This is a genomic window from Pseudomonas sp. No.117 (assembly GCF_054558395.1).
Genome location: NZ_BAAJNP010000005.1, coordinates 60,491 through 85,494, shown reverse-complemented (window position 1 = coordinate 85,494; position 25,004 = coordinate 60,491). Strand labels below are relative to the sequence as shown.

General features: G+C 68.4%; 18 protein-coding genes and 2 pseudogenes. 10 read left to right on the top strand and 10 right to left on the bottom strand.

The features are described 5' to 3' along the window. Positions 1-55 precede the first annotated feature (55 nt). Together msrQ and msrP are read right to left on the bottom strand one after the other, a co-directional pair. Complete coding sequence (msrQ, locus tag ACYJP6_RS13140; RefSeq protein WP_459475452.1) at positions 56-667, bottom strand: protein-methionine-sulfoxide reductase heme-binding subunit MsrQ; 612 nt, start codon at positions 665-667, stop codon at positions 56-58. Further along, positions 667-1,677: a protein-methionine-sulfoxide reductase catalytic subunit MsrP gene (gene msrP / locus ACYJP6_RS13135; protein WP_459475451.1), complete on the bottom strand. Its 1,011-nt coding sequence runs from the start codon at positions 1,675-1,677 to the stop codon at positions 667-669. Before msrP ends, msrQ begins: the two co-directional genes overlap by 1 nt. A gap of 212 nt (positions 1,678-1,889) precedes the next feature. Between msrP and ACYJP6_RS13130 the strand changes: the two genes are divergently transcribed. After that, positions 1,890-3,587: a dihydroxyacetone kinase family protein gene (locus tag ACYJP6_RS13130; protein WP_459475449.1), complete on the top strand. Its 1,698-nt coding sequence runs from the start codon at positions 1,890-1,892 to the stop codon at positions 3,585-3,587. Here the strand turns inward: ACYJP6_RS13130 and ACYJP6_RS13125 are convergent. Both ACYJP6_RS13125 and ACYJP6_RS13120 read right to left on the bottom strand, forming a co-directional pair. Beyond that, on the bottom strand, positions 3,584-5,959 hold the full coding sequence (locus ACYJP6_RS13125; protein ID WP_459475448.1) for a glycosyl hydrolase family 65 protein: 2,376 nt from the start codon (positions 5,957-5,959) through the stop codon (positions 3,584-3,586). The genes ACYJP6_RS13130 and ACYJP6_RS13125 overlap by 4 nt on opposite strands. Next, positions 5,956-6,915 (bottom strand): carbohydrate kinase family protein, encoded by a 960-nt coding sequence (locus ACYJP6_RS13120; protein WP_459475447.1) that lies wholly within the window; start codon positions 6,913-6,915, stop codon positions 5,956-5,958. The genes ACYJP6_RS13125 and ACYJP6_RS13120 overlap by 4 nt, the downstream gene beginning before the upstream one ends. Positions 6,916-7,188: 273 nt before the next feature. Between ACYJP6_RS13120 and ACYJP6_RS13115 the strand changes: the two genes are divergently transcribed. After that, on the top strand, positions 7,189-8,451 hold the full coding sequence (locus ACYJP6_RS13115) for a cytochrome P450 (protein WP_459475446.1): 1,263 nt from the start codon (positions 7,189-7,191) through the stop codon (positions 8,449-8,451). Here the strand turns inward: ACYJP6_RS13115 and ACYJP6_RS13110 are convergent. From ACYJP6_RS13110 to speB, 3 genes are all read right to left on the bottom strand, one after another. Beyond that, a complete protein-coding gene (locus ACYJP6_RS13110; protein WP_459475445.1) occupies positions 8,444-10,051 on the bottom strand; it encodes a 5-guanidino-2-oxopentanoate decarboxylase in 1,608 nt (535 codons plus the stop codon). The genes ACYJP6_RS13115 and ACYJP6_RS13110 overlap by 8 nt on opposite strands. Before the next feature lie 24 nt (positions 10,052-10,075). Further along, positions 10,076-11,578: a purine-cytosine permease family protein gene (locus ACYJP6_RS13105; protein ID WP_459475444.1), complete on the bottom strand. Its 1,503-nt coding sequence runs from the start codon at positions 11,576-11,578 to the stop codon at positions 10,076-10,078. A gap of 138 nt (positions 11,579-11,716) precedes the next feature. After that, positions 11,717-12,667 carry an agmatinase gene (gene speB / locus ACYJP6_RS13100; protein ID WP_459475443.1) on the bottom strand — a complete coding sequence of 317 codons (951 nt, stop codon included), beginning with the start codon at positions 12,665-12,667 and terminating at the stop codon, positions 11,717-11,719. A gap of 135 nt (positions 12,668-12,802) precedes the next feature. On the opposite strand from speB, the gene ACYJP6_RS13095 reads away from it, so the two are divergent. The 5 genes and pseudogenes from ACYJP6_RS13095 (at position 12,803) to ACYJP6_RS13075 (ending at position 16,283) form a co-directional block, all read left to right on the top strand. Further along, a complete protein-coding gene (locus ACYJP6_RS13095) occupies positions 12,803-13,702 on the top strand; it encodes a LysR family transcriptional regulator (RefSeq protein ID WP_459475442.1) in 900 nt (299 codons plus the stop codon). Between the two features lie 66 nt (positions 13,703-13,768). Further along, positions 13,769-14,089 (top strand): annotated as a pseudogene (locus tag ACYJP6_RS13090) (PAS domain-containing protein); the annotation flags it as partial. A 288-nt stretch (positions 14,090-14,377) separates the two neighbouring features. After that, a pseudogene (locus tag ACYJP6_RS13085) lies at positions 14,378-15,376 on the top strand (methyl-accepting chemotaxis protein); the annotation flags it as partial. Between the two features lie 62 nt (positions 15,377-15,438). Beyond that, positions 15,439-16,050, top strand: a complete 612-nt coding sequence (locus tag ACYJP6_RS13080) for a tRNA-uridine aminocarboxypropyltransferase (RefSeq protein WP_459475441.1) — start codon at positions 15,439-15,441, stop codon at positions 16,048-16,050. A gap of 56 nt (positions 16,051-16,106) precedes the next feature. Beyond that, positions 16,107-16,283, top strand: coding sequence for a hypothetical protein (locus ACYJP6_RS13075; RefSeq protein ID WP_459475440.1), 177 nt, complete (start codon positions 16,107-16,109; stop codon positions 16,281-16,283). A 60-nt stretch (positions 16,284-16,343) separates the two neighbouring features. Here ACYJP6_RS13075 and ACYJP6_RS13070 read toward each other — a convergent pair whose 3' ends face one another. After that, the gene (locus tag ACYJP6_RS13070; RefSeq protein WP_459475439.1) at positions 16,344-16,742 is read right to left on the bottom strand and encodes a YbaN family protein; all 399 of its coding nucleotides are present in this window, start codon (positions 16,740-16,742) and stop codon (positions 16,344-16,346) included. A 3-nt stretch (positions 16,743-16,745) separates the two neighbouring features. Then, positions 16,746-17,330, bottom strand: coding sequence for a UPF0149 family protein (locus tag ACYJP6_RS13065; RefSeq protein ID WP_459475438.1), 585 nt, complete (start codon positions 17,328-17,330; stop codon positions 16,746-16,748). A gap of 162 nt (positions 17,331-17,492) precedes the next feature. On the opposite strand from ACYJP6_RS13065, the gene recQ reads away from it, so the two are divergent. From recQ to ACYJP6_RS13050, 3 genes are all read left to right on the top strand, one after another. Beyond that, a complete protein-coding gene (gene recQ / locus ACYJP6_RS13060; protein WP_459475437.1) occupies positions 17,493-19,631 on the top strand; it encodes a DNA helicase RecQ in 2,139 nt (712 codons plus the stop codon). 73 nt (positions 19,632-19,704) lie between these two features. Beyond that, positions 19,705-20,139, top strand: coding sequence for a MarR family transcriptional regulator (locus ACYJP6_RS13055; protein ID WP_017641756.1), 435 nt, complete (start codon positions 19,705-19,707; stop codon positions 20,137-20,139). Between the two features lie 239 nt (positions 20,140-20,378). After that, positions 20,379-22,580, top strand: a complete 2,202-nt coding sequence (locus tag ACYJP6_RS13050) for a FimV/HubP-related protein (RefSeq protein ID WP_459475436.1) — start codon at positions 20,379-20,381, stop codon at positions 22,578-22,580. Between the two features lie 187 nt (positions 22,581-22,767). Here ACYJP6_RS13050 and ACYJP6_RS13045 read toward each other — a convergent pair whose 3' ends face one another. Next, on the bottom strand, positions 22,768-24,966 hold the full coding sequence (locus tag ACYJP6_RS13045) for a patatin-like phospholipase family protein (RefSeq protein WP_459475435.1): 2,199 nt from the start codon (positions 24,964-24,966) through the stop codon (positions 22,768-22,770). Between the last annotated feature and the right edge of the window lie 38 nt (positions 24,967-25,004).

The following is a 25,004-nucleotide window of genomic DNA, read 5'->3' as shown; positions in this document are numbered from 1 at the left end:
CACCCCTATATAAGCAGCTGGTGGAGTTGCATCCCCCTACGTCCCCCATCCGTGATCAACGGGTGGGGGCGGGCACCGGCTGGCTGCGGCGTCGCCGTCTCCAGCCATCCACCAGGCGAAAAGCCAGCAGGCCTGCGCCTATGGCGGCATAGATCGCCCACTCCTCGATGTCCGAGCGCACGATCCAGAGGTAGTGCAACAAGCCCAGGCCCAGCACCAGGTAGGCCAGCCGATGCAGCTCCTTCCAGCGCTTGCCCAGGCGGCGCATCGCCGGGCGGTTGGAGGTGACGGCGAGGACCAGCAGGATCAGCAGCGCCGCTGCACCGACGATGATATAGGGACGGCGCTGCAGCTCCACGCCCAGTTGCGACAGGTCGAAACCCAGCACGAAGGCCAGGTAGCCAAGGAAATGCAGCAGGGCATAGGTGAAGGTCCAGAGGCCGAGCTGGCGGCGGATCACCGGCCAGAGCTTCCAGCGGGTGAGGCGCGACAGCGGCGTCAGGCTCAGGGTCAGCAGCAGCAACACCAGGGCACCGGTGCCCAGCTTGTCCACCAGTGCCTTGCCCGGATCCGGGCCGAGGGCGAAGATCCAGGCCTGGTACAGCCACCACAGCGGCGGGCAGAGCGCGGCGACGAATACGCCGAGGCGCCAGAGCAGCAACCCCATCAGTAATTTCTCCGCAGGTCCATGCCGGCATAGAGCGAGGCCACTTCCTCGCCATAGCCGTTGAACATCAGTGTCGGCCGCACGTTGGGGCTGAACAGCCCGCTGGGCAGGCGGCGCTCGCGGGCCTGGCTCCAGCGCGGGTGGTCCACTTCCGGATTGACGTTGGCGTAGAAGCCATATTCGCTGGGCGCCATGCCCTGCCAGGTGGTGCGCGGCTGCTCCGCCACCAGACTGATGCGGACGATGGACTTGATGCCCTTGAAGCCGTACTTCCAGGGCACGATCAAGCGCAGCGGCGCGCCGTTCTGGTTGGGCAGCACCCGGCCGTACATGCCCACCGTCATCAGCGTCAGCGGATGCATGGCCTCGTCCAGGCGCAGGCCTTCCACATAGGGCCAGTCCAGCAGGGCGAAGCTGGAGTTCATGCCGGGCATGTGCTGCGGGTCCTTAAGCGTCTCGAACCTCACGTAGCGCGCCTTGCCGGTGGGCTCGACACGCTTGAGCAAACTGGCCAGCGGAAAGCCCAGCCAGGGGATGACCATGGACCAGGCCTCCACGCACCTCATGCGATAGATGCGTTCTTCCAGGGTATCGGGGCCGAACAGGTCTTCCAGGCCGTAGGTACCGGGCTTGCCCACCTCGCCGTCGACCACCACGCTCCAGGGCTGGGTCGGCAACTGGCCGGCATGGGCGGCCGGGTCGCTCTTGTCCGGGCCGAATTCGTAGTAGTTGTTGTAGTGGGTGGCGTCCTTGAACGGGGTGATGTCCTCGCCCTTGACGGTCGCCGCCTGCCAGCGGGTATCCGGCAGCTTGCGCTCGAACCAGTCCGGCCCCTTGGCCGGGTCGACGTCGGCGTAGCGGGAGGGATCCGCCAGGGCCCAGCGGGGCAGGGCGGCGCCGGCCAGCAGCGCGCCTCCGGCACCCAGCAACTGGCGGCGGGACAGGTAGACGGCTTCGGGGGTGATCTCCGACGCACGACAGGCGGAGCGCGGAACGATCTTGATCGGCATGACGAACCTCGACGGGAGAGCGCGGGACGGGGCGGCTAGCTATCAGCGTGAGACATCCCGGTCGGGAAAAACTTCCTGGGCCAGACGATAGCCTGCCACGGTGCTCCGGCGGAAGGCCGGGGCGCGCCGCTAAAGCCTCCGTTCAGGTAGCCGCCAGGCAGGCGCTGGCGGCCATGCCATACTCCAGCCACCTTCAAGCCTGGGAGTGCCCGATGAAGAAGCTGATCAATAGCCCCGCCACGGTGGTTCGCGAATTGCTCGAAGGACTCGTGAGCCTGGATCCCGGTCTTGCCCTGTTGGCCGAAGAGCAGGTCGTGCTGCGCCAGCCGCTGGCGGATCGCCAGGCACGCCCCGTGGCGGTGATCTCCGGGGGCGGCAGCGGTCATGAACCGGCCCATGCCGGCTACGTGGGTGAGGGGATGCTGACCGCCGCCGTGGCCGGCGACGTCTTCACCTCGCCCAGCGTGGACGCGGTGCTGGCGGCCATTCGCGCGGCGGCGGGTCCGGCCGGCGCGCTGCTGGTGGTGAAGAACTACACCGGCGACCGCCTCAATTTCGGCCTCGCCGCCGAACTGGCCCGTAGCGAGGGCATTCCCGTCGATACGGTGCTGGTGGCGGACGACGCCGCCCTGCGCCATACCGTGGCGCCGGAGAAGCGCCGGGGTATCGCCGGCACCGTGCTGATCCACAAGCTCGCCGGCGCGGCGGCCGCGGCCGGACGGCCGCTGGCCGAGGTGGCCGGCCTGGCCCGCGCGGCGACTGCGGAATTGCGCAGCATGGGCGTCGCCCTGGGCGCCTGCACGGTACCGGCGGTGGGGCACCCGGGCTTCGAATTGGCGGACGACGAGGTGGAGTGGGGCCTGGGCATCCACGGCGAGCAGGGCGTCGAGCGCGGCCCCTGGCTGGGCGCCGACGCCACCGTGGCGCGGCTGCTGGATACCCTGGTCGAAGACGGCGGCTATCCCGCCGGGACGCGCCTGGCGTTGCTGGTCAACGGCCTGGGTGCGACGCCGCCGCTGGAGCTCGCCCTGGTGGCGCGGGCCGCGCTGCTCGACCTGCGTCGGCGCGGCTTCGAGGTGGTGCGGGCTTGGACCGGCACCTTCCTCAGTGCCCTGGACATGCCGGGCTGTTCGCTGTCGCTGCTGCCGGTGGACGAGACCCGCCTGGCCCTGCTGGATGCGCCGACCCAGGCCCGCGCCTGGGCGGGCGACGGTCGGGTGCCGTCGGCGCCCCAGCGGGTGCCCGCGCCCCAGGCTGCGCCCGCGGCCGTCGCCACTACACCCGGCCCCCTGGCCGAGCGCCTGCGCGCGGCGGCCGACGCGGTGATCGCCACCTTGCTCGCCAACGAAGCCCGCCTCACCGAACTAGACAGCCGCGCCGGCGACGGCGACCTGGGCACCAGCCTGGCCCGCGGTGCCGAGGCCATGCGCGCGCTGCCGGCCAGTGCCTGGTACAGCCCTGCCAGTGCGTTGGCCGCCACGGGGCAGGCGCTGCGCCGGGCCATCGGCGGTAGTTCCGGACCCTTCTATGCCTGCGCCCTGGTCCGCGCGGCCCAGGTGCTGGACGGCGTGGAACGACCGACGCTGAGCCAGTGGGCCCAGGCCTTCGATCAGGCGGTGCAAGCCCTGGCCGAATTGGGTGGTGCCCAGCCAGGACAACGCACCATGCTCGATGCCTTGCGACCGGCTGCGGACGAGCTGCTGGCGGCTGCGCAAACCGGAGCGAGTCCCGTGGAGGCCTTCAAGGCGGCGCTCGCCAAGGCCAGGGCCGGCGCCGCTGCCACCGCCGAGATGGTGCCGGGCCAGGGTCGCGCCAGCTACCTGGGTACGCGTACCCTGGGCATTCCCGATGGCGGCGCCGTGGCGGTGGTGTGCTGGCTGGAGGCGCTGGAGCCGGTGGTCGCGTCTTAATCCTGCTGCCAGGACCAGACCGCCTCACCCCTCAGCTCGAAGGTGCCCGCGCTGGTCAGCAGCTTGACCGGCGCGGCCTCGGGGTCCGCCAGGCGTACGCTCAGGCGCGGTGGTTCCCAACTGACCCTGAGCAGACGACCTTGGTAGAGCAGTTGCAGGCGGGTCGCCGGCAAGGCCGCAGGGGGCGATGGCTGCACCCGCAAGCCGTCGGGCGTCGGCCAGAGTCCCAGGTAGTGGCGCTGCAGCACGTCCAGGGCACCGGCCATGGCCGCCAGGTGGATGCCTTCCCGAGCGCCGCTGTCCGCGGCGGCGCCCAGATCGGTCTCCAGGCTGTCGCTGAAGAAGGTCCAGGAGGCTTGGCTATCGTAGGCGGCCAGGGCGCCGGCGCAGACGGTCTTCGACAGACTGGATTCATGACTCAGGCGAGCCAGGTGATAGTCCAGGGTCCTGCGTTCGGCGGCGGCGTCCAGCCGATAGCCCAGGCGGTCGAGCAGGCGTTGCAGTTCCGCCGGCGGCAGCAGGTGCAGGGCCATCAGGGTGTCGGCCTGCTTGCTGAGCTGGTAGCGGTTGCAACTGTCGCCACGCGCTTCCAGCCACCAATCCAGACGCGGTCCCTCCTGGTCTTCCAGCCATTCCCGCGGTGCCGGCAGCAGGTCGCCGAAGCCGCTGAATTGATCGAGCACACCGTCTTCCCGGAACGGCAGATGGAGGGCGGCGGAGATGGCCGTCCAGCCTGCCGGTTCGCCGGGCTCCAGGCCCAGCCGCTCGCACAGCGTCCGGGCGCGGTCCGGGGGCAGTAATTCGAGCACCCGACCGGCGCACTCCAGGGTCCAGGCGGCCAGCAGGTTGGTGTAGGCATTGTCGTCCAGCCCCGGGGCTTCGGCGTCTGGATAGGCGTCATGGTATTCGTCCGGGCCGACGACGCCGCGGATGCGATAGCGCTGCAGACGTTCGTCGAAGCTTGGCTGGCTGGCGCAACAGCGAGCCACCTCGAGGATCAGATCGCCACCCACGCCGCCGAGAAAGTCCAGATCGCCGGTGGCCAGGTAGAACTGCCAGGCGTTGTAGGCCACCGCCAGGCCCAGGTGATATTGCAGGAACGTCCGGTCGCGCACCCAGTGGCCGGACAGTGGAAAGTACTGGTAGGGCGGGGTTTCTTCCGCGCCGTCCACCCCGCTGCGCCAGGGGAAGAGCGCGCCGCGCCAACCCTGGCGGCGCGCTCGTTCGCGGGCCTTGGGCAGGCGGCGGTGGCGGTAGTCCAGCAGGCCGCGGGCCGCCTGGGGAAAGTGACTGGCGAGCCAAGGCAGGGCGAAGATCTCGTCCCAGAAGATCTGGCCGAAGTAGCCCTCCTGCCAGCCCCGCGGCGGCAGCCCCTGGTCGAGGCTCCCCTGGTGATCCACGGTCTGCAGCAGGTGGAAGGCCGCGAATTCCAGCTTGCGCTGCAACCCGGGTGCGGTTTCCAGTTGCAGCCCCGACCAGCGCTCGGCCCAGACCGCCGCGTGGCTGCGTTCCAGCTCGGCGAAGCGGGTTTCCGCCCCGGCAGCGAGCTGGTCCAGGGCGGCCTGGCAGGTCATGGCTTCTTCCTCGACCTTTACCAGGATACGTTTTTCCAGGGACAGGCTCTGGCCGCAGGCCAGGGTGATGCGGCTGTCATGCTGCAGTCGTTCTCCCTGTTCACTGGCCTCCCAGTCCAACGAGAGATCGCTCAGCAGCAGGGTCGCTACGCAGCCTTCACCGCGACCGGCCAGGGGGGCGACCCGGACGGCGGCGCCCGTGGGGCTGGTCAGCCGTTCTCGCATCGTCAGGCGGCGACCCTCGTAAGCCGCATTGCGCTCGATCAGGGCATTTTCCACCCCGGCATCCAGGGTGGCGCGCAGGCGCAGGTCGGCGATGGATCCGAGGTTTCGCAGTGTCCAACGCAGCACGATCAGCCGAGGATCGGCCGCGCTGACGAAACGTCGTTCGCTGACGGCAACCGCAAGGCCATCCAGCCTCACCTCGAAGTCACGATTCAGGCAGGCCGTCTGCAGGTCCAGCGCGTAGTGGTAATTCAGCGGTGGTTGGCGCCGGGGATCGTACCACTGCTGGGCGCTGCCCAGATTCAGCCCCAAGGGGTCCGGCAAGCGGATCAGGGCGGACAGCCGCGCCTCGGATAGCCGCACCTCGGTATCGGCGACCTGGCGTGGGGAGCGATCGTACCAGCCAGCATAATAGAGACCTGGGTAGCTGGTGCCGTCTGGCTCTAGGGTCGATAGCTCCGGCAGCGCGCCGCGGAGCGAGAGCCTGCCGTTGGCCAGGGTGAAGAGCGCCTCGCGGCGGCGTTCGTCCCGGGGAGCGAAATGGTCGAAGCTCAGCGGGCCGGCCAGGCTCATCCGGCGACCTCCAGCGCCTGCCAGCGACCGGCGAGGCGCTGGACCAGGGCCAACACCTCGGCACGCCCGGCATAGGCCTCCTGGGAACCGGCGCCGGTCACCGCCAGGCTGGCCGCCGCGGTTGCCCAGGTGGCGGCTTCCCGCGGTGGGCGTCCCTCCAGCAGGCCGATGGCGAACACCCCGGTGAAGGCATCGCCAGCGCCGGTCGAGTCGACGGGGTCGACGGCCTCGGGCGACAGGTGCCAGAGTCGCTCGCCCTCGGCCAGCACACAGCCGCCGTCGGCCAGCTTGATGCAGACCAGCGGGGTACCTCTTTGCTGCAGGCGGCGGGCGCCTCGGCCCAGGCTGGAAAGGTCGTCGAGGCCATCACCGAGCAGGCCCGCGGCCTCTTCCTCATTGGGAGTGAGCGCGGTGATCCGGCTCGCCAGTTCGGCCGGCAGGCGCTGTGGGAACGACGGGTCGACCACGACGGTGAGGCCCCGGGCGGCCGCCGTCTCGATGGCCTGGCGGACGATCGCCGTGGGGATCTCGCAATCCAGTACCAGGACGGCGTCAGCGGGCGCGTCCGCCAGGTGCTCGTCCAGCGCCTGGCGGGCCTCGGCGCCCCAGCAGTCGTTGGCATTGTTGGCCAGTACGATGCGCTTCTTGCCGCTGGGTGGTACCAGGATCATGGACACGGCGGTGGCGGTCCCCTCCGCCTGCGTCACGCCGCTCAGCTCCACGCCAGCGCGACGCAGGGGTGCCAGGGCCTGCTCGGCCAATTCGTCGTCACCCACCCGGCCCAGCAGCAGGCTCCGATGGCCGAAGCGCGCGGCCAGGTAGGCGGTATTGGCGGCCTTGCCGCCGGACCGTCGATGGAAGTCGTCGGCTAATAGGGTCTCGGCGCTATCCAGGTCTGCGGTAGTGCGAACCTGGAAATCGGCATTGATGCTGCCTAGGGAAAGCAGGGTAGCCATGGAGAGGACCTCGCACGGGAATTGTCCTGTCACCGACCCATCGCCTGCGCCTGGGGTTCGCCGCCGAGTGTCGCAGCGTCTTACCGGGGTTTTCGCTTGCCGCGCCGCTGGGCCCTCCAATGCCCGCGCCAGAGCGGCGCCCTTCATCCTGGCGCCCTGGGCAAACAGCGCGCCGCCTGGTCGACGCGGAAAAAACCACGAGCGCAACGGCGGCACCGGCACCGCTTGGAAAAGGTCCACCGGCAGGACACCCATCCTTCCTGGAGACTCCCGATGTCCATCCTGCCACCGCTCTCGGCCTTCGATTCGAGCGTGGCGCTGCTGACCGAAGGCTATGCCTTCATCAGCAACCGCTGTGATCGCCTGGGCAGCGACGTCTTCGCCACCCGTCTGCTGCTGCAGCCCACCCTGTGCCTGCGCGGTCCGGCCGCCGTCGAGCTGTTCTATCGTGAAGACCGCTTCACTCGGGTAGAGGCCGCGCCCGCTCACGTGCGAAGGACGCTGTTCGGCGACGGCGGGGTCCAGGGGCTAGATGGTGCGGCCCATCGCCAGCGCAAGGCGGTCTTTGTCGAGATCACCCAGCCAGCGCGGGTGGAAGCCCTGATCGCCCGTGCGGAACAGGAGTGGCGCGCCCGGCTGCCGGCCTGGCAGGCGCGGGGCGAGATCGTGTTGCTGGACGAGTTGCATCGGCTCTATACCCGCGCCGTCTGCGACTGGGCCGGGGTGACCCTGGCCGCGCAGGAAGAGGAGCGGCGTTGCGCCGAGCTGGTCGCCTTGATCGAGGGCGCTGGCAGCCTGGGCCTGGCCAATCTCAAGGCCCGCCGGGCAAGGCGGCGCCTGGAGCTCTGGCTCGGCCAGCAGGTCGAGCAGGCGCGTCGGCAGCCGGCCCCAGCGGGTAGTGCCCTGGCGCTGATCGCCGCCCATCGCGACGCCGACGGCCAGTCGCTACCGCCGCGGGTGGCGGCGGTGGAATTGCTCAATGTGCTGCGGCCGACGGTCGCCGTGGCGCGTTTCTCCACCTTCGCCGCCCTGGCGCTGTACAAGCAACCGGCCTGGCGCGAGCGGCTGCGGGCCGATCCCGCTTCCCGCCTGCCTTTCGCCCAGAAGGTGCGGCGCTTCTATGCCTTCTTCCCCTTCACCGTGGCGCGGGTGCGGGAGACCTTCGCCTGGCACGAAGTCATCTTCCCCCGCGGTGCCCGGGTGCTGCTGGATCTCTACGGCACCAATCGCGACCCGCGCAGCTGGGAGCGTCCCGAGGTGTTCGATCCCACCCGCTTCCTGACCGGCGAGGCAGTGGAGTCGTCCTTCGTACCCCAGGGCGGTGGCGACGTGGCCCGGCAGCACCGCTGCCCCGGCGAGGGTATCGCCCTGGAGCTGATGACCTCCGCCTTGCACCTGCTGCTGCAGACCATGACCTACCAGGTGCCGACCCAGGATCTGCGGATCGATTTGGCGCGGATGCCGATGCGCCCGGCCAGCGGCCTGATCCTGAACGATATTCGGGCAGTGCTGCGCGCGCGCCGTTCGGTCACCTAGCCGGAGCGAAGGGCGGTTCCTCGCGGATCTCGATCAGCAGCGGCCGATCGCCCGGCGCCGTGGCGAGCAGGTCCTGCAGATGGTCCAGGTCCCGGGCCCGCTCGGCCGTGCAGCCGAAGGCCCGCGCCAGGGCGAGGAAGTCCGGGGTGAGCAGGTCGACCCCCAGCGGCGTGATGTCCCGGCGCTCCATGTAGCGGCGGATCTCGCCATAGCCCTGGTTGTTCCACAGCAGCACGACGATGCCGATCTCGGCCTCCACCGCGCTCGCCAATTCGCTGAGGGTGAATAGCAGGCCGCCATCGCCCACCAGGCAGACCACCGGCCGCGTCGGCTCGGCCAGGCGTGCGCCGAGCGCCGCGGGCAGGCCATAGCCCAGGGTGCCGTAGCCGGTGGAGGCATTGAACCAGCGGCGCGGACCGTCCAGCTCCACCAGGTGATTGCCCGCGTAGACGGTCTGGGTGGAGTCGCCCACGTAGCGGGCCTCCGGCAGGGCCGCGTGCAGAGCATCGAACAGCTGGCGGAAGTGCACCCAGCCAGCGAATTCCGCCGCCAGTGCCAGCTGGGCTGCGGCGGTGCGCCGGGCGCCCGGCCCGGTCGGGTCCAGTTGCCGCGCTGGCAGCCGTGCGAGCAGGCCGCGTAGCGCCGCCTGCGCATCGCCCACCAGGCCCAGCCAGGGCTGGTGGTTGGCCACCAGCATGCGCGGGTCCAGGTCGATGCGGATCAGGTCGCCTTCGATGCGGAAGCCGCCATCGAAGACCACATCGTAGTCGGTCTCGCCCAGCTCGGTACCCACGGCCAGGATGACGTCCGCCGCCCGTGCCAGCTCACGCACTGGCGGCAGCGCCTGGTTGCTACCCAGCGCCAGTGGATGACCGGGCGGGAGCAAGCCCTTGGCATTGATGGTGGTGGCGGTGGGGGCATCCAGCGCGGCGGCCAAGGCTTGGACTTCCGCCGCTGCGCCTTGGCAGCCGCCGCCAATCAGCAGCAGGGGGCGCTCGGCGCTGCTCAGGCGGGCGGCGGCGCGGTCGAGCAGGGCAGCGGCCGGTTCCGGGCGCGCCAGCACGGGCCGCGGCGCCAGGGCGAGGTGGTCGGCCGCGGCGGTGATGATGTCCAGCGGTAGCTCCAGGTGGACGGGTCGGGGCCGCTCGCCCTCGAACACGGCGAAGGCCCGGGCCAGCACCGCCGGCAGGCCATCGACGTCGAGCAGGGTATGGCTGAAGGCGGTGACCCCGGCGGTCAGGTTGCGCTGGCCGGGCAGCTCGTGCAGATAGCCGGCGCCATGGCCGAGACGGGCACGCTCGTTGACACTGGAGATCACCAGCATGGGCACCGAATCGGCGTAGGCCTGGGCCATGGCGGTGAGGATGTTGGTCAGTCCCGGTCCGCTGATGACGAAGCATACCCCGGGCCGGCCGCTGGCGCGGGCATAGCCGTCGGCCATGAAGCCGGCACCCTGCTCGTGGCGCGGGGTGATGTGGCGGATGCCACTGTCCGGCAGGCCGCGGTAAAGCTCCACGGTATGCACGCCGGGGATGCCGAACACGGTATCCACGCCCCAGGCGGCCAGTTGGCGGACCAGGAATTCGCCACAGGTGGTCATGCAGGTGTTCTCCTCGCAGGATGGTCAGGCAGCGGAGGCGCGTTCCAGGGGGACGTCAGCCGGGCGCCGCGGCCGCCGTGCTCCGGCCGGGCCATAGACCGCGGCCGGCTCGGGAAACAGCTGGAGCAATACCAGGTAAAGCAGGGCGGCGCTGCCCAGGCTGAGCGGCAGGCTCAGGTCGATGCCGCCAGCCAGCTCACCCAGCGGCCCCACGAACTGGCCGGGCAGGTTGACGAAGGCTAGGCCGAGCAGGGCGCTGGGGATCCAGGCGCCCATGCCGCGCCAGTTCCAGCCGTGGTGGAACCAGTAGCGCCCGCCGCGCTCACCGCGGGTGAATACCTGCAGATCGTCCGGGCAATAGAAGCCCCGCCTTACCAGCAGACCCAGGATCATGATCACCATCCAGGGGCTGGTGCAGGTCACGATCAGCACGGCGAAGGTGGAGACGCTCTGCACCAGGTTGAAACTGAAGCGCCCGATGAAGATGAAGGCGATGGCTGCCAGGCCGATCAGCAGGGTCGCCCGCACCCGGGTCAGCAGGCGTGGCAGCACGCTGGAAAGATCCAACCCGGTGCCATAGAGCGCCGTGGTCCCGGTGGAGAGGCCACCGATCACCGCCAGCAGGCAGACCGGCAGGAAATACCAGGTGGGGGCGATGGCCAGCAGGCCGCCCACGTAGTTGTTCTGCGCGATGTAGTCGGGTGCGCGCACCGCCACCAGCGAGGCGGTGGCCAGGCCGAACAGGAAGGGGATCAAAGTGGCGGCCTGGGCGGCGATCACAGCCAGCAGGATGCGCAGCCGCGGCGTCTCCCGGGGGATATAGCGCGACCAGTCGCCCAGGAAGGCGCCAAAGGACACCGGATTGCTCATGGCCACCAGGGCGGCGCCGACGAAGGCCGCCCAGAAGCCCGGCTGGCCCAGTTGCAGGGTGCCCGCATAGCCGGCGTCGAAGCCGCCGGCGAAGGCCGGGATGCCGAGCAGGAACAGCAGGCTGGCGCTGATCACGGCGATCTTGTTGACCCAGAGCATGAAGCGGAAGCCATAGAGGCACACCGCCAAGACCAGTATGGCGAACAGCCCATAGGCCAGGCCCAGGGTCAGGGCGTTCTCCGGCAGGCCGACCAGGCGCTGGGCACCGCCCACCAGGGCATCGCCGGAACTCCACACCGACAGCGAGAAGAAGGCGATGGCCGTGAGCAGGGAGAGAAAGGAGCCGACGATACGGCCGTGGACGCCGAAGTGCGCGCCGGAGGAGACGGCATTGTTGGTGCCGTTGAGGGCGCCGAACAGCCCCATGGGCGCCAGGATCAGCGCACCGCAGAGTACCCCGGCGACGATGGCCAGCACCCCGGCCTGGAACGACAGCCCGAACAGGATCGGAAAGCTGCCGAGCACGGCGGTAGCGAAGGTGTTGGCACCGCCGAAGATCAGGCGGAACAGATCAAGCGGAGTGGCACTGCGCTCGTGAGCGGGAATCTGCTCGACGCCGAAGGTTTCGATACGGGTGATGCCGTCAGGATGATCCATGGATGACGCCTCGACACGGTTATACGCAGGCCAGACCTGCGTTCTTGTTGTCGGCGGGCCCAGGCGGTCCGCCGGTGTTCGGCAGCGAAAAGACAGCGGGTGGGCAACCATCATGGCGGGTCGCCGCACCTAAGAAGATCAGCGGTAGGCCACTCCCGGCAGCACGCAGAGCATCTCGTAAAGCAGGTTGGCGCCGAGCAGGGCGGTGTTGCCGCTGGTGTCGTAGGGCGGCGAGACCTCCACCAGGTCGCAACCCACCAGGTCCAGGCCGCGACAGCCGCGGATGATCTCCAGGGCCTGGATGGTGGTCAGGCCGCCGATCTCCGGGGTACCTGTCCCCGGGGCCCAGGCCGGATCGATGCTGTCGATGTCGTAGGACAGGTACACCGGCCCGCCGCCGACCCGCTCGCGCACCTCGGCCATCAGTGGCGCCAGTGACTTATGCCAGCATTCCTCGGCCTGCACCACCCGGAAACCCTGCTCGCGGCACCAGTCGAAATCGTCGGCGGCGTAACCCTGGGCACGCAGGCCGATCTGCACCACCCGATCGCAATCCAGCAGTCCTTCTTCCACGGCGCGGCGGAAGGTGGTGCCATGGGCGATCTTCTCGCCGAACATGTGTTCGTTGACGTCGGCGTGGGCATCCACGTGTACCAGGCCGACGGCGCCGTACTTCTTCTTCAGGGCGCGCAGGATGGGCAGCGTCAGGGTGTGGTCGCCGCCCAAGGTCAGGGGGATGACGTCGTGCTCCAGCACCCGGTCGTAATACTCCTCGATCAGCCGCACGGTATCCAGCAGGTTGAAGGTGTTGATGGCCACGTCACCCAGGTCGGCCACGCTCAGCGAATCGAAGGGCGCCGCGCCGGTGGCCATGTTGTAGGGCCGGATCATCACCGACTCGCTGCGGATCTGTCGCGGTCCGAAGCGGGTGCCGGAGCGCAACGAGGTGCCGATGTCCAGTGGGATGCCGATGAAAGCCGCGTCCAGCCCGGCGGCGGAGGCGAGGTGGGGCAGCCGCAGCATGCTGGCGATGCCGCCGAAGCGCGGCATCTCGTTGCCGCCCAGCGGCTGGTGCAGGATCTTTTCCACGGGTCGTCCTCATCGTTCTGATGGAGCGATTGTGCAAAGCCCACCCCGACCGAAGAATCGGCCCTGGCAAAAAATCACTTCAGAGATTTCTGAACTAATGGCTAGACTGCCCGGCCGTCCTCCCGGGAATCCGCCATGGCCAATGCCCTCCACGATATCCGCCTGCTCAAGCTGTTCGCCTGTGTGGTGCGCCATCAGGGTTTCGCCGCCGCCCAACAGGAACTGAACCTCTCTACCTCGGCCATCAGCACTTACATGAGCCAGTTGGAAGGGCAGCTCGGCGTCACCCTCTGCCATCGGGGTCGCGGCGGCTTCGCCCTCACCAGCAAGGGCGAGCTGTTCCACCAGGAAACCCTGCGCATCCTCGGCGAGATCGAAGGCTTCGAACGCTATGCCACCACACTCAAGGGCGAGCTGAGCGGAACCCTCAATCTGGGCGTGCTGGATTCACTCTCCAGTGAACCGGCCTTGCCTCTGGCCGATGTCATCGGCAGCTACACCCACGACTACCCTGGCGTCCACCTGCACCTGGCGGTGACCAGCCCCTACGAGTTGCAACTCGGGGTGCTGGAGGGTCGCCTGGATCTGGCCGTGGGGGCCTTTTCCGCGCGCATGAACGGCGTGGTCTACCAGCCGCTGTACCGCGAGCAGCACTGGCTCTACTGCAGCGATCGTCACCCGCTGTTCCAGGAGCGGCGCATTCCCGCCGAGGTCATCACCCGCCAGCGCATGGTGCGGCGGGGCTACTGGAGCCAGGCGGAACTCGCCCGCCACGGCTTCAAGGAGAGTGCGGCCACCGTGGAGAGCATGGAGGCGCAACTGATCCTGATCCTTTCCGGGGCCTATATCGGCTACCTGCCGGAGCACTATGTCCATGCCTGGGTCGACCAGGGCCGCCTCAAGGCCCTGCAGCCGGCCACCTTCGGCTACCAGGCGCCGTTCTCCCTCATCACCCGCCGCGGACGCGGGCGCGAGCCGCTGATCCAGAGTTTTCAGCGCATCCTTAAAGCCCAGATGCAACGTGCCGATAGTTAGTATGACGATAACCAGGGGGTTACCGTCATCGCCTGTGCAGGCAGTTGGCCACCATTAAACCGGTCGATGCTGCATGGAGTAGATAACCAGCTAGATAAGGCACCCGCGATGCGCACGAATTTGCCGGTCACCCAACATGGCCGTACCTTCAAGGAAGAAGAGCGACTCATCTCCACCACCGATTTGCAGGGGACCATCACCTACTGCAACGAGGCGTTCATCGCCATCAGTGGCTACACCCGCGAGGAGCTGATCGGCAGTCCGCACAACCTGGTGCGCCATCCCGACATGCCGCCGCCTGTGTTCGGCCACATGTGGGCGACCCTCAAGGAGGGCAAGCCGTGGATGGGCATCGTCAAGAATCGCTGCAAGAACGGCGACTTCTACTGGGTCAGCGCCTATGTCACGCCCATCCTGGAGCAGGGCCGGGTAAGCGGCTACGAATCCGTCCGCTCGCTGCCCAGCGCCGCCGAGATCCGCCGCGCCAGCGAACTCTATGCCCGCCTCAACGCCGGCCAGGCGCCGCTGGCCCTGAAGCGCCGCCTGGGCAGTGCCATTGCGGCCTGCTGGTCGTCGGTGGTGGCCGGTGGCGTCATCCTCGGCGGTCACTTCGTGTTCGCCGAGCCGGTGCAGACCGTGGCCATCATCGCCGCCCTGCTGGGGGTCAGCGCCCATCAGCTGCACCGGCAGCGCGCCAGCATCGAGCGCATCCTCGCCGACCATCCCAAGCTGTTCTCCAGTGCCATCGTCGCGCCCACCTACAGTGATCAGGTCGGCGCCCCAGCCCGCCTGGACCTGGCCCTGCACAGCGAGTCCGCCCGGCTGCAGACCGCGCTGACCCGCCTGGCCGATGTCGGCGACAGCGTGCGCCAGAAAGCGCGCGAATCCTCTCAGCTGGCCCATTCCGAAGCCGAGCTGCTGGAGCAGCAGCGCCACGAGACCGACCAGTCCGCCGCTGCCATCACCCAGATGACCTCCACCATCCACGAGGTCTCGCAGAACGTCCAGGAAACCGCCCAGGCCGCCGCCAATGCCGAAAGCCTGGTCCACTCCGGGCGCGACAAGGCCGAGGCGAGCCTGACCTCCATGCGTGAACTTGGCGCGGCGGTCAGCGACATCGGCCAGGCCGTGGGGGAACTGGCCAGTTCGACCCAGACCATCGGCAGCGTCGCCGATGTCATCACCGCCATCGCCGAGCAGACCAACCTGCTGGCGCTCAATGCCGCCATCGAGGCGGCGCGGGCAGGGGAGGCCGGTCGCGGCTTCGCCGTGGTGGCCGACGAGGTCCGCTCGCTGGCCTCGCGGACCCGCGAATCCACCGAGCAGATCCACCAGATCATCGCCAACCTGCAGGCCAACGCCGACCGCGCGGTGGCCACCGCCAGCCGGGGCGAGGAGACCTCGCGCCAGAGCGAGCGTCATTCGGCGGCGGTCCGCGAGTCGCTGCAAGGCATCAGCGAGTCGGTCAGCCTCATTACCGCCATGAGCCAGCAGATGGCCACCGCGGTGGAAGAGCAGAGCCACGTCTCCGAGGACATCAACCGCCAGATTAGCCGCATCGCGGAGTTGTCCGACCATAGCTCGGCCCAGGCCCGCCGTGGATCGGAACTCAGCCGTGAGCTGGAAGGCATGGCCGACTACCTGCACGATCTCACTGCTCGCTTCAATCGCTGATTCGCCGGCAACCTGGCGGCGATCCGGTATGATCGCCGCCGTCATCCGCCGCGGAAGTCCCGATGTCCCGTCCCGCCTGCGCGCGTTGCCAGCGCCCCCTGTCGCTGTGCCTCTGCGCCCTGATTCCTCGCCTGCAAAGCCGTACCCGGGTGCTGTTGCTGCAGCATCCCAGCGAGCGGCGCCATCCGCTCAATACCGCGCGGCTGGCGGCCCTGGGGCTGGTCAATGCCCAGATGGAGATCGGCGAGGACTTCCCGGATCTCCCGCTCTGGCTCGATGGCCATGAATCCTGGCTGTTGTTCCCCGGACCTGAGGCGGTCACCGTGGATCAGCTGTCGCCTGCGCTGACTGGAGAAGAGAAACGGCTGCTGGTGATCCCCGACGGTACCTGGCGCAAGGCCCGCTTGCTGCTGCACGCCAATCCGCTGCTGGCGGCCTTGCCCAGGCTCACCCTGCCACCCGGACCACCGTCGCGTTACCGGGTGCGCAAGGCGCCGGCGTCGGAGGCCCTGTCCACCGTGGAAGCGGTAGTGGCCGCGCTGAATGTGCTGGAGGCACCCACCCGCTTCGATGCCCTGCTGGCGCCCTTCGAGGCGCTCATCGAGGGCCAGATCGCGGCCATGGGCGCGGAAACCTTTGCACGCAATCATGGTGGAGGGGTAATGCGCGACTAGGGAATTACCGGAGCCGCGCACGACTCTACCAAGGGAGTCAGCAGAGGAGTCTCGCCATGCCCAGCTTCACGCGCCATCAGCACCAGAACGTCGAATCACTCGCGGCCCTCATCGCGCCCCGCGCCGGCGGTGAGCCCGACCAGCCCGATCCCGCGCCCATCCAGCCCGGCGAGCCGGGGGAACCGACCATCCCCGATCAGGCGCCACCTACCCCCATGGCCCGGGCTGCCTGATTCGGCCCCATGAAAAAGGGCGATCCTCGCGGATCGCCCTTTTTGCACGTCAGGCATCGATTAGCGCCGCGTCTTCTGCTTGAGCAGATAGAGGGTCACCGCGCCACAGCTGACGAAGGCGGCCACCCGCGCCCAGACGTAGGGCACCAGCCAGCAGGAAAAGCCCACGCTGATCCACATGGCGACGATGGCGTAGACCTTGCCCTTGAGTGGAATGCCGTCGCCTTCTAGATAGGGCTTGACCCAGGGGCCGAGCCATTTGTGGTTGATCAACCACAGATAGAAACGCTCCGAGCTGCGCATGAAGCAGGCCGCGGCCAGCAGCAGGAAGGGGGTGGTGGGTAGCAGCGGCAGGAAGGCGCCGATGATGCCCAGGGCCACGCTCAGCCAGCCAAGGCCCAGCAGCAGGTAGCGGACCCAGCCCTTCTTCTGGCGAGGTCTGGGAGTGGCTCCGTCCATCGCTCAGTGACGCGGCTTGAGCAGCGCCGGCTTTTCTTCGGGCGAATGGCAGAGTAGGAACAGCTGGGTCAGCAATTCCGGGATCTGCACCATCATGTCGTCCACCAGGCGACGGTCCTGGGCGATCTCGGCAAATTCCGGCTGCTCGTCGAACAGGCCGGAACCGACCATGATCGGCAGCAGCAGCTCGCTGACTTCGTCCTCGGCGTCTTCGAACCACACGGCTTCGCGCAGGAATACGCCTTCCATGAAGCCGATGCACCAGCCGCGCAGCTCGGAATCGTCCGGCTCGGGGCCGAGCTCCAGGTCGCAGGGCAGGTCCAGTTCCTCATCGCTGCCGAGGATGCGCAGGATATGCGCCTTGAGCTGCACTAGGGCGCGCTCGATGTCTTCCTGCTGGGCGGCGTCGCGATACTGCGGCGGCTCGGCGAAGAGGGCGTCGATCCACTCGCGTTCCGGTACCTCTTCCGGGCAGATGGACAGGGCGGTCAGGTAGCCGTGGGCGGCTACGTAGTCGAGCGCTTCTTCGTGCAGATCGTCTGCATCGAGAAAATCGCGCAGACGGGTCAATTGTTCGGCGAAGGACATCGGCTACTTACCTCGGAAAGGATTCGAAAGGGCAGAACGGCCGGAATTGTAGACGAGCGCCGGGACCACGTCGAACCTGGCCACCACGGCCCGGCCGACGGAAAAGCACCGCCGCAGCGAGCCCGGCATCCGTATAATGGCGCTTCCATTCGAGGAGGCTTCATGTCAGAACCCGCGCTGCGCATCCTTAAAGACGTCTTCGGCTACGACGCGTTCCGTGGCAACCAGGCCCGGATCATCGAGCGCGTGGCCAGCGGTGGCGATGCGCTGGTGCTGATGCCCACGGGTGGCGGCAAGTCCCTGTGCTACCAAGTGCCGGCCCTGCTGCGGCCCGGCGTTGCTGTGGTGGTCTCGCCCCTGATCGCCCTGATGGACGACCAGGTCGCTACCCTCCTGGAGCTAGGGGTGGCGGCTACCGCGCTCAACTCCACCATGACCGGTGAACAACAGCGGTCCGTCGCCGCGCAGCTGGAGCGCGGCGAGATCAAGCTGCTCTATCTCGCGCCCGAGCGACTGGTCCAGCCGCGCATGCTGGACTTCCTCAAGCGCCTGCCGATCGCCCTGTTCGCCATCGACGAAGCCCACTGCGTGTCCCAGTGGGGGCACGATTTCCGTCCGGAATACATGCAGCTCGGCCAGCTGGCGGAGCATTTCCCCGGGGTGCCGCGCCTGGCGCTCACCGCCACGGCGGATTCCCGTACCCGCGAAGAGATGGCCACCCGGCTGCACCTGGAGCAGGCCGAACGCTTCCTCTCCAGCTTCGACCGGCCCAACATCTTCTATCGCATCGTGCCCAAGGAAGCGCCGCGCAAGCAGTTGCTGGCCTTCCTCGCCGAGCGCCGCGGCGATGCCGGCATCGTCTACTGCATGTCGCGCAAGAAGGTGGAGGAGGTGGCCGAGCAGCTCAGCGGCCAGGGTTTTCCGGCCTTGCCCTATCACGCCGGCCTGCCCAACGACGTGCGCGCCGCCAACCAGAAGCGCTTCCTCAACGAGGAAGGGCTGATCATGGTCGCCACCATCGCCTTCGGCATGGGCATCGACAAGCCCAACGTGCGCTTCGTCGCCCACCTCGACCTGCCCAAGAGCCTCGAGGCCTACTACCAGGAAACCGGCCGTGCCGGTCGCGATGGCCTGCCGGCGGATGCCTGGATGGCCTACGGGCTGCAGGACGTGCTCTTGCTGCGCCAGATGATGCAGAACTCCGAAGGCGACGAGCGCCACAAGCGCATCGAGCGGCACAAGCTCGAAGCCATGCTGGCGCTGTGCGAGGAAACCCGCTGTCGGCGTCAGGTCCTGCTGGCCTATTTCGACGAGCACCTGCCGCAGCCCTGCGGGCATTGCGACAACTGCATCGACACCGTCGAGACCTGGGACGCCACCGAGCCGGCCCGTCAGGCGCTGTCGGCCATCTACCGCAGTGGTCAGCGCTATGGGGTAGGGCATCTGGTCGACATCCTGCTCGGGCGCGAGACCGAGAAGATCACCAGCCTCGGCCATCAGCGCCTGGCGGTGTTCGGGCTGGGCAAGGCGCGTGGCGAAGACGAGTGGCGCACCCTGTTCCGCCAGCTGGTCGCCCGCGGCCTGGCCGAAGTGGACGTCGACGGCTACGGCGGGTTGCGCCTGACCGAAAGCTGCCGGCCCCTGCTGCGCGGCGAAGTCCGCATCGAATTGCGTCGCGATCCCAAGCCCCAGCGTGGGCGGGGCAGCAGCGGCGGCTCCTCCGCCAGCGCCGCCAGCCAGCTGGTGCGCAGCGACGAGCGCGAGCTGTGGGAGGTCCTGCGAACCCTGAGGCGCAAGCTGGCCGAGGAACACTCGGTACCGCCCTACGTCATCTTCCCTGACGCCACCCTGCTGGAAATGCTGCGCAGCCAGCCGCGCTCGCTGGACGAGATGAGTCGGGTGAGCGGCGTCGGGGCACGCAAGCTAGAACGCTACGGCCAGGCCTTCCTCGATGCCCTCACCGACGGCAACGCCGCACCGCCGCCGGTCGCCGACGTGCGCCACGAGGTGCTGACCCTGGTCCGCGCCGGCATGACGCCCGAGCAGGCCGCACGTCAGCTCAATTGCTCGGAAAAGAATGTCTATGCACTATTGGCCGAGGCCATCGCCCAGCAACAGATCGCCCTGGAACAGGCACTGGACCTGCCCGAGGATCTTCTCGCGGAAATCCAGGACGCCTTCCTCGAGGACGAGGGCGAATTGCCCCCGGTAGCCCAGGTCGCACCTCGTTTCGAGGGGCGCGTGGCGAGCGGTGCGCTCTACTGCGTGCGCGCGGCGTTGCAGGCCGAATTGGCTGACTAGTGAGGCACAGCGGTTGCTCCGGCGTGCCTACAACCAGAATAATGAGAAAATCCAAGTATAAGGTTTAGCCTGAATGACTACCGATCCACACCTGTTCGGCCGCCAGATCTTTCACGTCTCCCGTGCCTGGCGCGCAGAGCTAGACCGCCGCTTGAGCCACCTGGGGCTGTCTCAGGCCCGCTGGCAGGTGTTGCTGAACCTGGCGCGGATGAAGGGCGTCCAGCCGACCCAGCGCGAACTGGCTCAGAGCATCAGTATCGAGGGGCCGACCCTGGCGCGCCTGCTGGATGGCCTGGAGAAGCAAGGGCTGGTCAAGCGGCTGGCGGTCACCGAGGACCGCCGCGCCAAGCGCATCATGCTGACCCAGGAGGCTGGCCCGCTGATCGAGAAGATCGAGACCATCGCCGAAGCCCTGCGCAAGGAATTGCTGAGCGGCCTGGACGACGAGGAGATCGCTATCTGCCAGCAGGTGCACCAGCGCGTCCTGGCGAACCTCGAACGCGGCTGACCACCGTTTGGCGGCTCGCCCGGTTGGGCTCAAGGGGCCTGGGGCCGCTGCGGGGGGAAACCGAGGCGTCTGGCATCGGGCCTGGCGCCGGACCGCATTTCCCGCCGCCTGTGGACTTCGCTGGCCCTCGGTTTGCCGTCTGTCGGTATCGATGCTACGTTCCAGCGTAGCGGGGGCGATTTTTGTGAGCTACCGCGCTAAAACACTGGTTTCAACGAATACCTGAAGCAGCGGTATCCATGGTCGCGAAACGCCGTCCCCTTGCCCTTTTCATCCTGTCGGCTGCCACGCTGGCGAGTCTTCCTCAAGCGGCGCTGGCGCTCGGCCTGGGTGGTATCACGCTTCAGTCTTCGCTCAACGAGCCCCTGCGGGCGCGGATCGAGCTGGTCAACCTCGGCGAGACCGACGCCGCCGATTTTCGCATTCACCTCGCGCCGAACGAAGCCTTCGACCAGGCCGGGGTGGACCGTACCCAGTTTCTCAACGATCTGACGTTTACCCCCCACCTGCGCACCGCGGCGGGGAGCTACATCGAGGTCACCTCCCGCCGCTCCCTCGTCGAGCCCTATCTCGGCTTCATCGTCCAGCTAGAGCAGCCGGGCGGCAAGCAGTTGCGGGAATTCACCCTGCTGGTGGACCCGCCCCGTGCCGGTGGTCTGCCGGCGAGCGTCGCCAGTACCGCGCCGGCCCGGGTCGCGCCCGTTCCCGCGCCGTCGGCCGCTCCGGTCGCCAGGGCCGTGGAGCGCCAGCCCGCACCCGCCGCCCGCCAGCCCGACCTTTCACCCTCACCGGGTCTCGTGGCCGGCGAAGGTGTCTACCAGACGCGTCCGCGGGACACCCTCTGGAGCATCGCCAAGCGCCTGGGTCCGCTGGCCAATCGCTCCGCGGAGCAGTTGCTGGCCGACCTCTTCGCGCTCAACCCAGCGTCCTTCGCCAACCAGGATCCTGGCCGCCTGAAGGCGGGTCAGCGCCTGCGGTTGCCTGCCGGAGTCAGCGAGCCGGCGGCGACACCGCCGGTCGTGGCCAAGCCGGTACCCGCGCCTGCATCTGCACCTGCACCCGCGGTCATGCCGCCGCCAGCGACGCCGACCGCGAGTGCCCCGGCACCGGTCGCCCCGGCACCTGCCGCGCCGGTGGCGGCCGCACCGGCTCCACTGCCCGAGGTCGCGGCGCCGCCAGCGGCGGCCGCCCCGCAGCCAGCGGGCACTACCCCGGAAGATGCCAAGCCCTTGCTGGTGACCCAGGACCTAGGCCGGCAGGTCGGCGATCTGGAAGGGCAGCTGACCCAGCTGCAGGAAAGATACGACGCCGTGCTGGCGCAGAAGGAAGCCCTCATCGCGCAGCTGCAGCAGGATCGCGACGGTCTGCAACAACAGCTCAAGCAGGCGCGCTCGGTGGCCCTGGCTCCGGCACCCACTGCTGCGCCCGTCGCCGAAACGGCTGCTCCGCCGGCGGCGCCCGCAGCCAGCGCTTCACCTTCGGGTGACGCCGACGCCGGCTTGCTTTCCCTGCGCTCGCTGTTGCTGGGTGGGGCCGCGGTGATGCTGGCCCTGGCCGGGGTGCTCTGGTGGCGCCGGCGGCAGGCGGATGACGAGATCATGGTCAGCGAGGACGAGGACGCCCCTGGCGAGGCGGCCGAGCCCCTGCCCGAACCGGTACTGGTGGCCACCCAGCCAGCCGCCGCCCGGGCCAAGCCCGCGGTCGTCGCCGGTGCGGCTCCGGTCGACGATCACGCCGGTCGCGCGGAAATCTACCTGGCCTACGGTCGCTACGGCCAGGCGCGCGAGGTCCTGGAAAGCGGTCTCGCCGAAGACGAGCGCCGCCAGGATCTGCGCCTGTTGCTGCTGCGGGTGCTGGCCACCCTGGGCGAGGCCCAGGCGTTCCGCCAGCACGAACAGCGCTTCCTGGCGCTCGGCGGTGCCGCCGCCAGTCTGGTCGTGCTGCACGCCCAGTTCCCCGGCATGTCCGCCACGCCGATGGACGAGCTGCCCGCGGACGATCTCGACCTCGACCTGCCGGCCTTCGAGGCGCCTGCCAGCGAGTGGTCGGCGGAATTGCAATTCGACACCCCAGCGGCGCCTGCGCCGGTAACCGAGGAGCACTACGACCTGGACCTGGCCGACCTCAGCCTCGACGAAGCCATTGCCCTCACCGAGGAGCTGGACGCCGATTCCGGCTGGAAGCAGGCCGACGCCCTGGAAGTCACCCTGGAAGACGATTTCCCCGAGGGCCTGGGCGAGTTGCCGGGTGTCCTGGAGCTGGACCTCAGTCTCGACGAACACTTCATGGCCGACGACATCAGCCGGCGCTTCGCCGAGGCCGAGGCCAGCCTCGACCAGGGCGATGTCCAGCACGCCACGTCACTGCTGCAGGAAATCGTCAGCGAAGGCAGCGACAGCCAACGCGAACGCGCCGAGATCCTGCTGGCCCGTATCGCCTGACGGCTGGCGTGTCGCGCAAGGCGACCGGATGATTCCGGCGACGCCTTTCCGGCCGCCATAGCGTGCCAGCGGATGGCGTCGCGCCTGTCCTCGCCGCCGTCCTGCCGGGCGGCGGCGCCGCGCCTGGCCCGGTCGAGCCGTCAGTACGTCTCCCGCTCCTGCTTGCGCCTCTTCCTGAGGCGCTCCTTCAGAAGCTGTTGCCCAGGTTGATGTAGAAGGCGTGCTCCCCTTGGTCGCTCAGGCCATAGGTGAACTTCAGCGGTCCGAGCGGGGTGTCCAGGCCCAGGAACAGACTGGCCGCGCCTATGTTGCCACTGTCATAGTCGTCGTCGCGGTTCCAGATCCGTCCTTGCTCCAGGCTGCCGCCTAGGTAGACGGGGGTGTCCAATGGGAACAGCGATCTCTGGGTGAGCTGGTGGTAATAGATCAGCCGCGCCAGGCCATAATTCTGCCCGGACAGGGCATCCTGCCGATAACCCGAGAGTTGCCAGGCGCCGCCGAGCAGGAAGCTGCTGGTGACCACGTTGGTGTCGCTGTCGGTGGAGAGCGTCCGGCCCAGGCCGCCGCCAAGCACGAAGGTGTTGGCGCCATAGCTGAGCGCCTTGTTCAGGTGCAGGTCGAGCTGCCGATAGCGGGAATCCGAGCCGAGGCTCGGGTCGAATTGCTTGAGGGACAGCGCCAGGTCCTGGCCTTCGCGTGGGAAATTGACGTCGTCCAGGTCGTCGAAGGAGTAGCGCAGCTCGTAGAAGCCTTCGGTGAAGGTTTCCTCCGGTGTGTCCCGTGGGCCGACATGCACCTTGGTGCTGCCCCAGTCATGGCCGATGCCCAGGCGCACCTCGGCATTGTTGCCAATCTGCCGGCCCACGTTCAGGCCGAAGCCATAGCGCTCGCGACGGTACTCGGCGATGGGGTCGTTGCGCTCCAATTGTTCGATGTTGCGCGCCTCGCCGCCGAGGTAGGGTGCGATGAAATAGCGCGACCCGACGTCCAGCGGCTGGTAGAACTCGCTGTAGAGCTCCTGGTGAGCGCCAATCTGTACCCGGGTCAGCCATTCACCGCCCAGTCGGTTGAGGCCGTTGATGCGGTAGCTGGCGCCGAAGTTGAAGGTGCTGTCGCCGCGCAGGTCGTCCGACAGGTTCAGGCCGAGCCGCAGGAAGTCCGTGCCGCTGCGCTTGCCGCGGGCATAGATCACCAGCACGTTGTCCCGGGGACCGTCGCGGCGAATGCGGTATTCCACCTGGTCGAAGTAGTCCAGGCCATAGAGGGTGCTCATGTCGTCCTGGAGGCGATCGACGTTCAGCGGCTCGCCCAGCCGCTGGCGGATGTAGTGGCGGATGACCTCATCCTCGACCTTGGAGTCGTTCTCGATGCGGATGGCGTCGATGATCGGGGTCCGGCTGCTCGGCGAGCGGGCCGCCGCCACCGCCGTGGATCTTTCGTCCCGCGCCGGCTTGCGCAGCACCGCCAGTTCGCTCGCCATGGCCATGGTCGCGCGGTAGCCCGCATCGATCAGCGCCTTCACCTCGGTGAAGTCGGCGCTGGTGTAGCTGGCCAGCGGCGGCTGGATCAGCAGATCCTGCTTGCCCAGCGTCGCCAGCTGCGCCTGGGAGTTGTTGCGGGTCATCAGGGTGGTGGACTGGTTGAGCACGTCCAGCACCGTGGTCAGGTCCTTGCGCTTGAGCAGCGGGGTACCGATGTCCACCACCACCACCCGTTGCGCGCCCATGTCCCGGGCGACATCGATGGGGATGTTGTCGACCATGCCACCGTCCACCAGCAGGCGGCCTTCGATCTCCACCGGGGCGAACACTGCCGGGATCGACATGCTGGCGCGAATGGCCCGTGGCAGGTGGCCGTGATCGAAGACCACCTTGTCGCCGGTGGTGATGTCGGTGGCCACCGCGCGGAAGGGGATGGCCAGCTTGTCGAAGTCCCGGGTGTCGCTGGTATGCACGAAGAGCTTTTCCAGCATCATCCCGAGGTTCTGGCCCTGAATCACCCCGATGGGCAGGCCCAGGCTGCCGTCGTCGCGGAAGCTGAGCTTCTGCTTGACCAGGAAGTCGCGGTCGTCCTGCTTGCGGCGAAAGGGGATGTCCTTGCGCGGCGGCTGATCCGACAGCACCTGGCCCCAGTCCATGTCCAGGGCGATGCGCTCCAGCTCCTCGGCGCTGTAGCCGGCGGCGTAGAGCCCGCCGATCACCGCGCCCATGCTGGTGCCGGCGATGGCGTCGACCTGGATGCCTTGCTGTTCCAGGGCCTTCAGCACCCCGATGTGCGCCAGGCCGCGGGCGGCGCCGCCGGACAGCACCAGGCCGACCTTGGGCGGCTCGACACCCCAGGACAGGGCGGACAGGAGGAGGCAGGCTACCAGCAGCAAGGAGCGCATAGGTCGGACCACATGGCGGACGGGATCGAGGGCTGCGT